Origin of the sequence: Alcaligenes sp. EGD-AK7, assembly GCF_000465875.3 — a bacterium.
Taxonomy (GTDB): domain Bacteria; phylum Pseudomonadota; class Gammaproteobacteria; order Burkholderiales; family Burkholderiaceae_B; genus Alcaligenes; species Alcaligenes phenolicus.
This window is the reverse complement of sequence record NZ_AVOG02000045.1, coordinates 220,803-233,487: the sequence shown is the minus strand read 5'-3', so window position 1 is coordinate 233,487 and position 12,685 is coordinate 220,803. Positions and strand designations below refer to the sequence as shown.

The 12,685-nt window shown below is 58.3% G+C and carries 9 protein-coding genes; all 9 read left to right on the top strand.

Annotation, left to right across the window (positions count from 1 at the left end; translation table 11 throughout):
- Window positions 1-239 precede the first annotated feature (239 nt).
- The 9 genes from N879_RS15395 to N879_RS15355 all read left to right on the top strand — a co-directional run bounded on the left by N879_RS15395 (window position 240) and on the right by N879_RS15355 (window position 12,536).
- On the top strand, window positions 240-2,672 hold the full coding sequence (locus N879_RS15395) for a 3-hydroxyacyl-CoA dehydrogenase/enoyl-CoA hydratase family protein (RefSeq protein WP_021447239.1): 2,433 nt from the start codon (window positions 240-242) through the stop codon (window positions 2,670-2,672).
- A gap of 19 nt (window positions 2,673-2,691) precedes the next feature.
- A complete protein-coding gene (locus N879_RS15390) occupies window positions 2,692-3,885 on the top strand; it encodes an acetyl-CoA C-acyltransferase (RefSeq protein ID WP_009455514.1) in 1,194 nt (397 codons plus the stop codon).
- 226 nt (window positions 3,886-4,111) lie between these two features.
- Window positions 4,112-4,708 carry a DUF3540 domain-containing protein gene (locus N879_RS15385; RefSeq protein ID WP_009455515.1) on the top strand — a complete coding sequence of 199 codons (597 nt, stop codon included), beginning with the start codon at window positions 4,112-4,114 and terminating at the stop codon, window positions 4,706-4,708.
- 2 nt (window positions 4,709-4,710) lie between these two features.
- The gene (locus N879_RS15380; protein ID WP_009455517.1) at window positions 4,711-7,062 is read left to right on the top strand and encodes a type VI secretion system Vgr family protein; all 2,352 of its coding nucleotides are present in this window, start codon (window positions 4,711-4,713) and stop codon (window positions 7,060-7,062) included.
- Window positions 7,063-7,097: 35 nt separating this feature from the next.
- Window positions 7,098-7,565, top strand: a complete 468-nt coding sequence (locus N879_RS15375; RefSeq protein WP_128831597.1) for a hypothetical protein — start codon at window positions 7,098-7,100, stop codon at window positions 7,563-7,565.
- 119 nt (window positions 7,566-7,684) lie between these two features.
- On the top strand, window positions 7,685-10,207 hold the full coding sequence (locus N879_RS15370) for a DUF2169 family type VI secretion system accessory protein (RefSeq protein WP_009455521.1): 2,523 nt from the start codon (window positions 7,685-7,687) through the stop codon (window positions 10,205-10,207).
- Entirely contained in the window at window positions 10,207-11,268 is a 1,062-nt protein-coding gene (locus tag N879_RS15365; RefSeq protein WP_009455522.1) for a pentapeptide repeat-containing protein, read from the top strand. The genes N879_RS15370 and N879_RS15365 overlap by 1 nt, the downstream gene beginning before the upstream one ends.
- A gap of 9 nt (window positions 11,269-11,277) precedes the next feature.
- Complete coding sequence (locus N879_RS15360) at window positions 11,278-12,087, top strand: DUF4150 domain-containing protein (RefSeq protein WP_009455523.1); 810 nt, start codon at window positions 11,278-11,280, stop codon at window positions 12,085-12,087.
- Window positions 12,084-12,536 carry a DUF7832 domain-containing protein gene (locus N879_RS15355; RefSeq protein ID WP_009455524.1) on the top strand — a complete coding sequence of 151 codons (453 nt, stop codon included), beginning with the start codon at window positions 12,084-12,086 and terminating at the stop codon, window positions 12,534-12,536. The genes N879_RS15360 and N879_RS15355 overlap by 4 nt, the downstream gene beginning before the upstream one ends.
- The last annotated feature ends 149 nt before the right edge of the window (window positions 12,537-12,685 follow it).

The window sequence follows — 12,685 nt, the reverse complement described above, 5'->3', positions numbered from 1 at the left end:
AAACGATCGTTTGAATTTATGGTGGGTTGCTGGAGCGGCTGAGCAGCCCGATCCGGATCCAAACATGGACAGTTTCATGAAGATGGATTTGATCTATACCCATCTTTGATTGAAAATAAAAAAGACTTTATGGTCGTAAAAGCGGTTGTGCGTGTACGATTATTCGATTGCCTCGCATCGTAGAGCGTCCGTTTGGGACCTTATGCTGCGTGGGGTTTCAGTTTCCTGGAGACAAACCTATGACATCTAGTTCAGCCAGTGCAGTGACGGGCAGTGCCCGTACCTTGCGTCGGGTCGCCGTGTGCGGTGCCGGCGTCATGGGCGCGCAAATTGCCGCCCATTGCGTGAATGCAGGCATACCAGTAGTTCTGTTTGATCTGCCCGCCCGCGAGGGGCCCAAAAATGGCATCGCCCTGCGTGCCATTGCCAATCTGCGCAAAATGAATCCCGCTCCTTTGGGTACGCCAGACCTGGCCGACCTGATCGAGCCCGCCAACTACGACGACAACCTGGACCGTCTGGCCGATTGCGATCTGGTAATCGAAGCCATTGCCGAGCGTCTGGACTGGAAACAGGATCTTTACCGCAAGATCGGGCCAGCACTGAACCCTAATGCCATCATCGCCAGCAACACGTCCGGCCTGTCCATCACTTCCCTGGCAGATGTTTTGCCGGAAGCGCTGCGTCCACGCTTTTGCGGCGTGCACTTTTTCAATCCGCCACGCTACATGAGCCTGGTGGAGCTGATCCCCACGAAATACACCCAGCCAGAGCTGCTGGATGTTCTGGAAACCTTCCTGGTATCGCAACTGGGCAAGGGCGTGGTTCGCGCCAAAGATACCCCCAATTTCATCGGTAACCGCATCGGTGTTTTTGGCATTCTGTCCGTGTTCGAGCAGGCTCGTCGTTTCTCCCTGACTTACGAGCAGGTTGATGAATTGACGGGTACACGTCTGGGTCGCGCCAAATCGGGTACTTACCGTACCGCTGACGTGGTTGGCCTGGACACTCTGGCACACGTGATTCGCACCATGCAGGATCAGCTGCCCGATGACAGCTTCAAAGCACACTTTGGCCTGCCACCAGAAGTGCAGGGCCTGATTGATGCAGGTGCTTTGGGTCAAAAGACCGGTGCCGGTTTCTTCCGCAAGAAGGGCCGTGAAATCCAGCGTTTCGATGCTCAACAGCGCGATTACGTGGCTGCTGACCAGAAAATCGATCCTGATGTCGCCGCCATTCTGGCTGTACGTGACCCGGCTGAGCGCCTGCGCCAGCTGCGCGAGTCCGACAAGCCTCAGGCTCAATTCGTGTGGGCCGTGCTGCGCGACACCTTCCACTACAGTGCCATTCATCTGCAAGACATTGCCGACAACGCCCGTCAGCTGGATCTGGCCTTGAAATGGGGCTTTGGTCACAAGCAAGGCCCGTTCGAGATCTGGCAGGCTGCCGGATGGCGGCAGGTGGCCGACTGGATCAATCAGGACATTCAGGACGGCAAGACACTGAGCAGCCAGCCGCTGCCAGACTGGGCGACTCGTGGTCCTGTGTGGGAAGCGCAAGGCGTGCATACCGCTGCCGGTTCCTGGAATCCGTCGCAAAGCCGCTTTGAAGGCCGTAGCGATTTGCCTGTTTACCTGCGCCACATTGGCACACCTTTGCTGGTGGGCGAGGTCGAGTCTCTGGAAACCACCACGGTTTTCGAAGATGAGTCGGTTCGCTGCTGGACGCTGCCCGCACCGCACCCACAAGACGTGCTGATCGTGTCCTTCAAGACCAAGATGCACACGCTGAGCCCTGGTGTGGTCAATGGCATGTTCAAGGCGATTGAGCTGGCTGAAGCCTCGTATCAGGCTCTGGTGGTGGCCCAGGATGGTGATCCATTCTCCGCTGGCGCTGACCTGAAAGCCATTTTGCCCGTGTTCGAGAAAGAAGGCGTGGCCGGTGTTGAGCCGGTAGAGCGCGCCATGCAGGACATGGTTCTGCGTATCCGTTACGCCCAGGTGCCTGTGGTGGCTGCGGTTGCCGGTCTGGCTCTGGGTGGTGGTTGCGAACTGGCTGTGCATTGCGCGCACCGCGTCGCTCACTTCGAGTCCTACATTGGTCTGGTTGAAGTGGGTGTGGGTCTGGTTCCAGGCGCAGGTGGTCTGGCTTACTCGGCTCGTCGCTCGGCTGAACTGCAAGCCATGGGTGCACCTGATGCCCCGTTGCTGGCCTACCTGAAGCGTTTTGCTCTGGCTATCGCCAGTGCACAGGTGTCGCGCTCCGCTCTGGATGCGCGTCAGCTTGGCTTCCTGAAAGAGTCCGACACCATCGTCATGAACCGTCAGGAACTGGTTTATGTGGCCGTTCGTCAGGCACAGGCTCTGGCCAGCGCCGGTTGGCGTGCTCCATTGCCACGTCGCTTTCCGGTTGCCGGTCGCGATGGCATCGCCACGTTGAAAGCTCAACTGGTGAACATGAAAGAAGGTGGTTTCATCTCGGAATATGACTTCCATATTGCCGAGAAGGTCGTAACCGTGATCTGCGGGGGCGATGTGGATCCTGGCTCGCTGGTGGATGAAGCCTGGATGATGGCGCAAGAGCGGCAGGCCTTCCTGGAGCTGCTCAATTCCCCCAAGACCCAGGAACGTATTACTGGGATGCTGACCACTGGCAAGCCAGTGCGTAACTAGAGCGGATCAAGGAGTAGACATGACTGTACAACAAGCTTATATCGTCGCTGCCAAGCGTACGCCCATCGGAAAAGCGCCTCGCGGTGTGTTTTCGTCCTACCGTCCTGACGAGCTCTTGGCGGAAGCCATTCGCGGCATGCTGGCCGATGTGCCCAAACTGGACCCTGCCGCCATTGAAGAAGTGGTGGCCGGTTGCGCCCTGCCCGAAGGCCCGCAAGGTTTTAACGTTGCGCGTATTTCTGCCTTGCTGGCAGGCCTGCCGCATACCGTGGCCGGGATGACCGTCAACCGCTTCTGCGCCTCGGGTTTGAGCGCCATTGCGATTGCGGCCGACCGTATCCGTACGGGCCAGGCAGACATCATCGTGGCTTCGGGTGTGGAATCCATGAGTCAGGTGCCGGTGATGGGTGTGAATACCACGTTCAGCCCCGAGATTTTCACTTCGGACGAGAACTACGGGATCGCTTACGGCATGGGTCTGACCGCTGAAGAAGTAGCGCGTCAGTGGAAAGTCTCCCGTGAAGATCAGGACGCGTTTGCCCTGGCCTCACACCAGAAAGCCGTCAAGGCGTGGGAATCGGGCGAGTTCACGGGCGAAGTTCTGCCTGTGACGGTGACACGTCGTCAACCCAACCTGAGCACGCAGGAAATCTCCGTCAAAACTCAAGTGGTTGATCGTGACGAGGGTCCACGCCCTGATACCAGCCTGGAAGTGCTGGGCAAGCTGCGCCCCGTATTTGCGGCGCGTGGCTCGGTCACGGCCGGCAACAGTTCGCAGACTTCGGACGGGGCAGGTGCCTTGCTGGTTGTTTCCGAACGCGCCTTGCGCGAGCACAATCTGACTCCGCTGGCCCGTTTCGTGACTTTCTCGGTCCGTGGTGTGCCGCCAGCAATCATGGGTATCGGTCCTAAAGAAGCCGTGCCTCATGCGCTGGCCTTGGCTGGCCTGAAGCAAGACCAGATGGACTGGATCGAGCTGAACGAAGCCTTTGCTGCTCAATCTCTGGCGGTGATTCGTGATTTGGGCCTGGACCCCGAGCGCGTCAATCCGCTGGGTGGTGCTATTGCCATGGGTCACCCTCTGGGTGCGACTGGTGCCATGCGTGCCGCCACCGTGGTTCATGCCTTGCAGCGTCGTCAGCTGAAATACGGCATGCTCACCATGTGTATCGGTACAGGCATGGGAGCCGCCGGGATTTTCGAGCGGACATAATTTCCGATCTGCTGCTGTTTCTATCGTTGCTGGACAAAGCCGCCTTCGGGCGGCTTTTTTATTGGGGCGTCCCCTGCATCGGCGGGCAATAGCACAATACGTGTAAGCAAATTTGCTTAAAACCCCCTAAATGTCAAAAAAGTAAAGTTTTGTTGTTGTCATAGAGTAGACATGGGCTCGGGCCATAGTCCTTTTCATTGTGTTGAACAGCTCACACGGAGGATGTATGGGATTGCCCTCGCGCATGGTGTCCAGCCTGCATGTTCCCCCCATGTTCTGGCAGGGATGGGTCAAGGCTCGTCTGGAGTCGGGGCAGTTTGAAGTCGACTGCGGCGAGCGCTGCTGGATTGTGCCGCAGGCCGTCAGTTGCCTGGTGCAGCCGCAAGTGGGTGACAAGGTCTGGGTAGGCGGTGCCGATGGCGAGCAGGCCTATGTGTTCGCCGTGCTGGAGCGTCCCCAGGGTGGGGCTTTGCATCTGGTCGCCGACCAAGGCTTGCATGTGCAGGCGGCGCAGGGTGGGGTACATATCCAGTCCGAGGCGGACCTGACTTTGCAGGCAGGTGGCCATTTGCGCCAGTCTGGCCGGGAGATGAGCCTGACCGCAGGCACGCTGCGGATTTTGTCGCGCGTGCAGGAAACCGTGGCGGATCGCCTGTCCCAAGTGTGCAATCACGTATTTCGTCTGACTGAAAAAGAGGAGCGTTGGCGTGGGGGCCGCATGGACGTGCAGGCCCAGCATCAAATGCGTTTGCATGCCCGCCATACCTTGATGACTGCGCGCGAGCTGGTCAAAGTCGACGCTGACCAAATCCATATGGGGTAAGTATGCTGACAGAACGCCTTGTACAAGTGCATAGCCCGCTCGGGCCGGAAGTCTTGCTATTTCAGGCTCTGCAAGGTCGGGAAGCCTTGTCCCAGCCTTTTGAATTGCAGGTGGATGTGGTCTGCAATACCCCCTTGCTGGATTTGCGCAGCTTGCTGGGCGAGTCCCTGAGCCTGGAAATCAAAACGCCTTTTGCGGTGCCGCGCTTTCTGGATGGTCGTATCAGTGCATTTCGCCTGATGGGTAAAACCGGCCGCAGCGATCGCTTCTACACGTATCGGGCCACCTTGCGCCCCTGGCTCTGGTTCTTGAGCCAGAACATGGACAGCCGGATCTTTCAGGAAAAGACCGTGCCCGAGGTCTTGCAGGATGTGCTGGGCCGCTACCCCTTTGCCTGGGAGTCGCGCCTGACGCAGGACTATCCGCGTCAAACCTATTGCGTTCAGTATCAGGAAAGCGACTTTCAGTTTGTTAGCCGCTTGATGGAACGCGAGGGGATTTACTACTGGTTCGAGCACCGTAATGGCGCCCATACCCTGGTGATGGCCGACGATGTGGGTCAACATGCGGCTGCGCCCTGGCTTTCTGAGCTGCCCTTTGTTTCCCCCGATCGGGTAGCGCATCCCGATGTTGAGCATATCCATGCCTGGCACCCGTATGAGCAAGTCACGCCGGGCCGCTACGCGACCGCTGACTACGACTATTGCAAGCCGGGAGCCAGCCTGGACGCCACGCGCAGCAACCCGGCTGAACACGCCTTGGGTGATTTGGAAGTCTACGAATGGGCGGGTGGCTACACCGAGCCTCAACATGGTGAACATTACTCCCGCTTGCGGTTGGAAGCCTTGCAGGCGGTCCGCAGTCAGGCACAGGCCCAGACCAACGCGCGTGGTGTCGCGCCGGGTTATTTGCTGTCCGTGCGCAATCATCCGCGCCCCGAGGACAACCGCGACTATCTGGTGACTCAGGTCGATTACGACTTTCTGGATGTAGGCCATACCGGCGAGAGCGGCATGGCCAGCCACTACTTCATTGATTTTCTGGTGATCCCGTCCAGCCAGCCGTATCGCCCTTTGCGACGCACACCTATTCCGCGTACCTACGGCCCGCAAACCGCCAAGGTGGTGGGCAAGAGCGGCGAGCAACTGTGGACCGATCAATATGGTCGCATCAAGGTTCAGTTCCTGTGGGATCGTTATGGGCAGGCCAATGAAAACAGCTCCTGCTGGCTGCGAGTCTCCAGCCCGTGGGCAGGTGGCGGCTTTGGTGGCATTCAGCTGCCCCGAGTGGGCGACGAAGTGATTGTGGATTTTCTGGGGGGTGACCCGGACCGGCCCATTGCCGTCGGTCGTGTGTATAACGCCAGTAATATGCCGCCCTGGAACCTTCCGGACAATGCCACACAAAGCGGCTTTTTAAGTCGTTCCAAAGACGGTGATCCCAGCAACGCCAACGCCTTCATGTTCGAGGACAGAGCCGGGCAGGAGCGTATCTGGCTGCATGCCGAGCGCAATCTGGATACGGAAGTCGAGGGTGATGAAACCCATACCGTCGACGGTAACCGGACTACTGTGGTCACAGGCCATGACACCTTGAGTGTCACGGCAACCCGCACAACAACGGTGCAGGATCTGGAAACCGAGACATTCAATAGCGGCGTCGTACGTACGGTCATCGGGGATCTGGTTGAAACCATAGAAGGCGAGCAGACCCGAACTCATACCGGTGATGTGACGCGTACCGTGACGGGCAATGTCACCGACACCTTGACCGGCGATTTGACCCGAACCATCACCGGCGAGGTCACTCATACGGTCACGGGCGATGTCACGGATTCCATCACCGGCACTCGCAACTCCACCCAAACCGGCGATTACACCCGCACGATTACCGGCCCGGTGGATTACACCGTGACTGGCGATGTCAAAGAAACCATTACAGGTGATGTGGACCTGACCACCACCGGCAATATCACTGACACCTTGACTGGCAATCTGACCAAAAGCATTTCCGGTCCTGTGGACATTACCGCCGCAGCGGGCGTGAACATCACCACGCCTAGCTGGAAGGTGAATGTCACAGGTATTGAAAAATGGTGGATTCCGCATACCGAAAAAGTGACGGGGTTCCGCCTGAACGGCACGATTTCCTCGCTGGATGCCTGGGGTATTCGGGCGCAGGGCTATCTGGTCAATTTCCAGGCTGCCGTCATGAAGATGGACCACTCGGCCTTCAAGGACGAGAAAGCTTACGCGGCGATCAAGACCAGTGCGGTGTATCTGGGCAAGCAGGCGGTGCGCGTCGGCAGTTCGGCTCTGCGTTTGGCCAAGTCCGGCTTGCACATCTTTTTTTAAGGACGTCCGCGACGATGCTGGGACAGATTATATGGATGGCTTTCAGCGCTTTGATGGGAGCCATCATGATTTCGATTGGTATTGCCCTGGAATGGCGAGATTGGCTGCCTTATCTGGTCATCTTGCCCATGCTGATCGCAGTGGGCGGTTTTGTGGCGGGGTACAGGGGTTTTACGCGCTATTGGCGTGCTCGTCCTGAGGAACGCTTGTATCAGCGCCTGCATCGTGCCGAGGTCGTACCACAACAGGCAATGATCGTCTCTCAGGACGAGCTGCTGCCAGAAGTCTTCAAATCTGCTTATCCGCTAGTGCGCCTGGGCCTGGACGTGGATGGTCAGAAAACCCATGTGGATGTGCTGGTGCAGCCCGAACTGAGCAAGCGATTCAAGCCGGGTAATTGGGTCAGCGTACTGTGCGATCCGGCCAATGCTCAGCTGTGTGCTCTGAACCGTGAACAGGTGACCTTGCAGCTGAAACCCGCCGCCAACTCCTATGGGGATTGATTGATGGTGGCGCTGGCTTCGCAGTTGATCCGGGATGGCGCACACGCGGGTCCGGAGCAGTCAGGCAGTGCTCCTGCTCCAAGTCAGTCCTGCTCGTGCTCTCCCAAAGGACAAGTCCCATGCGCATCGTAAAGCCCTTGCGCTTGGGTGTTTTGGCACGTCCCTGGAGCTGGCGTGGACAACACGCGCTAAGCGTGTCGGTACAGGCCTGGTGCTCCATGGATGCCCCGCATGTCTTGAGCACCGATGCACGTATGTGGCAAAGCGTATCCGGCCTGATGCAGGACGACGATGTGCTGGATCTGGCCTTGCCCAAACCTTGTGCAGAGTTTCTGGTCTCTGGCCATGCCTGCGCTCCTGGTGGTGAGCCGGTATCCCAACTGGCAGTACAGGCACGTGTCGGCCCGATAGAAAAGCAGCTGGCTGTATTTGGGCAACGTCAGTGGCGGCAAGGCAGACCGGGGGAGGCAGAGCCTTTTACCCGCGTGCCTTTGGACGGAAGCCGTAGCTGGGGCGGGCCGCAGTATCCCGATAATCCCGCCGGCATGGGAATGGAAGCAGCCAGTCCGGGCGAACCGCTTTGCTTGCCGCAGGTAGAGCCTTGGGAAGGGCGCTTGCACCGTTCTGGCCAGCAGGGCCGTCCAGCGGGTTTGGGGCCGGTATCGCCTTTGCGACCACGTCGCTTTCGTTTGGCGGGCCGTTATGACCCCGCCTGGCAGCAAGGCGATCCAGGCATGATGCTGGACAGCCTGGACCCACATTTTTTCAATGCTGCTGAACCGGACCAGTGGTGGCGTGAGCAAGGTCATTGGCCCGCAGACAGTTCTTGGGAACTACACCATCTGCACGCCCAGCGACCCCGGTGGAGTGGCAGCTTGCCGCAGTGGGAGGCGATCTGCTGGTATCAGGATCGTCGTCTACCTGGTCTGCAAAAGCTGGACCTGCGGCACACCACCGTCTGGTTCTTTCCTGATTTGGGCCACATGCTCTTGCTGTACCAAGGGAGCGTGCCGCTTCAGGATGCGCAGGCGCAAGATGTGAACTTATTAATGCCTGCCCTGGAGCCCTTGGGGCAGCCGCGTGGTCAGGACCATTACGAGCAAGTGCTGCGCTTGCGTAGCGAAGGCGATCAGGCCGGATTATTTGCCTTGCGTGATCAGGATTTATTACCTGCTGACTGCTGCGGACCTTTGGATGATTCTCTGACTAACTCAGACGACCCCTTGTCCCTGACCATGCGGATGCGCCTGGAGCGCTGGGCGCAGGACGCGGCACAGGAACACCCGGCTTGGCAGAACGAGCTGTTTTCCTTGGCGCAGGCTGGGCCTCCCAAACCTATGGATGTGGACCGAACGGATTGGGTGCAGGAAGTGCGCCAAGCCAATCGCCAGCAATGGGAGGCGCGTCAGCAGATGGAAGAGGGCATGGCGAAAGTGCAGGACTTGCAGCGTGAATCTCCATTTCAGGATCAGGCCGGCACCCGTGTTACGGCGCGCGATACGCAGCAGATGTTGTATGAGCTGGATGCAGCGGCCAGCGACCAGGCGCCTGTGTCCGGCTTGCTATCCAAACCCATGGAGCAGGCCAGACGTGCGATGCAAACTTATGCCCCTGCACCGCCTGTTGCCTCTGATCTGCGTCAGCAGCGTTTGCGCAGGCGAGTGGAGTTGATTCTGGCCGGAACTCGCAATCTGTCTGGCCTGGACTTGAGCGGTTTGCATTTGCAGGACTTCGATTTCTCCGGGGTGCGCTGTGTTGGCACCTGCTTTAACGATGCGGTTCTACGGCAAGGCACGTTTGCAGGAGCTGATTGCTCGGGAGCCACATTTGTGCGGGCGCGATTGGAGCAGGTTCAATTCAATCAATCCCAATTGGATGATGTGGATTTCAGCGCGGCAGTACTGCAATCCGTACAGTTTCGTCAGGTGCAGGCGGCCCGATGGCAGCCGCGCGAGTCCAGCTGGCAGGATGTCTTGTTCCAGCAGTCGAACCTTCAGGAGCAGGAGTGGCTGGATGTGGACTTGCTGCGCTGCACCTTCGAGACCTCGCAGTTAAGTGGCGTGCAATATTTGATGCGCTCGCGCTTGTCCGAATTGTCTTATCTGGATTGCCAGTTACAGCAATGCGCATGGCTGGACTGTGATCTGCGGGACCTGTCCTTGAGGGGCTCCAGCCTGGAGGACACGTCCTGGCTGCTGGGTCTGTTGGACGGTGTGCTCGATTGCCGTAACAGCCGCTGGCGTCAAAGCGTGGTGTCCGGCGTGGACATGCCGGGGTCAGACTGGCGCGGTGCCCGCCTGGAAGAAAGCAATTTGCGTGGGCTGGATTTGTCGCAATCCTGTTTTGAACAGGCCCAACTGATTCGCTGTGATTTATCCGGTGCCAATCTCCAGGGGTCGCAATGGAGGCAGGCCCGCCTGAGCGACTGCATTCTGATCGAGACTGACTTTGGCCAAGCCATCATGAACAAGGTGGATATGAGCAATAGCCTGGTCGGGGGCGCGAATGTTCAAGGCACGATGCTGGACACCGTGAACTTCTTCCGCGCTGATTTGACGGGCTTGCAAACGGATGCGCGTACCCGCAGCCGCAATCTGTATTTACGCACGGCACGTCGCGATCTTGCCGGGGGGCAAGTCTGATGGACGCACATGCTTTGCGTTTGCGCATTCGGCAAGGCGAGCCTTTGCTGGGGCTGGACATCAGCGATCTGTATTTGCCACCGGGCGATTATTCAGGAGCGGTGTTCATCGCTTGCCGTCTGCCGCGTGTGCAAGCCTTGGGCGTCAATCTGGCGGGTAGCCGCTTTCATCAATGTGACTTGAGCGGAGCAGTACTGGACGCCAGTGTGCTGGATGGCTGCGCCTTTATGGAATGCGTGTTGATCGGCTTGTCCTGCAAGCATGTCCAGGCCAGGGAGGTGATGTGGCAGGACTGTGATTTACAGGGCGCTATCTGGCAAGGCGGAGCCTGGAGCGACAGTCACTGGGCGCAATGCATTTTGCAAACGGGCAACTTCGACCAAGCTCTTTTGCAGCGTTGCACTTGGACTGGCTGCCGCGCAGGGGGCTTGTCCTTGCAGTCGACCCGTCTGGAAGATGTGGTGGTCACCGAAATGGACTGGCGGGGCAGCACTCTGGCCGGTAGTCGCTGGCACAGGGTGACGGCCAAAACCTGCAATTTTCAGGGCATGGACCTGTCGGGGCTGGATTTCAGCGGCAGTGTCTTGATGGAGTCCGACTTTACTCAAGCGGATCTAAGCCACGCTCGTCTTTGCGGCACCAATTTCAAGTCTGCCATCTTGAATCAGGCCGTGCTGAACAAGGTCCAAGCCAAGCAGGCTTTATTTGTTCAGGCACAGGCCCAAGGACTGCAGATTCGGGAGGCGGATCTGACACAAAGTCTGTGGGCTCAAGCCCACGCTCCCGAGGCAGATTTTCGTGGCTCTTTTTTGCAGCAGGCCTACTTCGCGCAGGCAGTGTTGGAGCGGGCCCGTTTCGAGCATAGCCAACTGCGCTATGCGGATTTCTCGTATGCAGATTGCCGCCGTGCTCGCTGGGATGGCGCACATTTTGAGCGCACCCAGTTTCATCGTTGCTTGCTGGACAAGGCCGGACAAGAACAGGCCGCAGGCTGCCTGCCCAATGACCCGGCCTTGCATGAGTCTGAGAGCTGGACCGCGCGTCACATGAATCTTGAATAAGGAGCCCTGATGTTTGCCAATTGCCAACGGGGCGGCATGGATATTGCCTTCCCCGACATCTGCAAGACACCACCGGCTCTGTTGCCGATTCCTTACCCCAATTTCGCAACGGGCCTGATGGGTATTCCCAATGCCTGGAACATCCTGTTGCAGGGTGGGCCTGCCCATAACTTGCTCACAACGATACCCTTGAGTAATGGTGACAATCCGGGTGTGGCTTTGGGCTTGATCTCGCAAACCGTGATGTCGCGTTCGCGCTCCATTACCTGTGTGCCTAATGTGCTGTGGAAGGGAATCCCGGCGACCCGTCTGACTAGCTTGAGCATGCAGAACACGGTGAATACGGTGGGCATGCGGGTAGTGCCCAGCCAGTTCAAAGTGCTGTTGCTAGGTGGCGGTGGTGCCGGGGGCGGCGCCGGTAAAGGCGGCAAGGGTGTGTCGGGCAGTGGGCCGGATGCGGCACGCAAGGCAGCGGCACGCGAAGCCAAGCGGGCACAGCTGAAACGCAACCGGCGTCGGGGTGCGCAGCGAGAGCGCGAGGTCGAGGCCGAGCTGAAGCAGGAAGGCCACGAGGTCATGGGCACGCAGGTGTCTGCGAAAACACCATTGACTCGCCGTGTGATCGATATACTGATCAAGGACAAGAACACGGGCAAAATCCGGGCGGTCGAAGTCAAGAGCGGGGGAGCGCGCCGCTCCGCAACCCAGAAGGCCAAGGACAAGGCAATGGAGAGCAAGGGCGCAGAGTTGATTGGCAAGAATGCACCCAAGCAGCCACTTCCCAAGAACATACGCATACCTACGGAGGTTCGACATTGAAAACGCACACTGATCCCGTTAAATATGACGCTGTGGACTGGCATGTGGGCGGGGACTACCCCTCTGATCTGGGCCCGCAAGGTGGTCGCACGCACATCGGCATGTATCTGGCCTGGCTGGTGGAAAAAGGCCTGCTGGCCAATGCTTTTATGGACCGCTACCCCAACGAGGTGCGCCAGTGCCGTGATCACATGATCAAAGGCTCGCAACTGCTGCAAGAGTGTTGCGACGATGTGCTGGTCAGCGAAGACATGTCCGAGCAGGGCAAAGCCTTTAGCGATTTTTACTACGACGAGCTGTATCTGGATGATTACGTGGATACGCTGGACGACGAGGTTTTGCCATCCATCTATCACGTGCCTGACGATTGGGACAGCTACGAAACCTTGCGGCCGGTTCTGGAGCAGCGCTACCAGCACTGGCGACAGGAGCAGGGGCTGGACGACTAGCACCTAGCTGATCTCTATTTGCTTCCTTTGAAAAGCGCTGCCTGCGGGTGGCGCTTTTTCTTTATTTGCTTCAAAAAGAGCGTAAATACATCCATTTTGCAAAATAAGTAAGGAAAAATTTTCGTCAAAAAGGTGTCACCTTCAGTTCC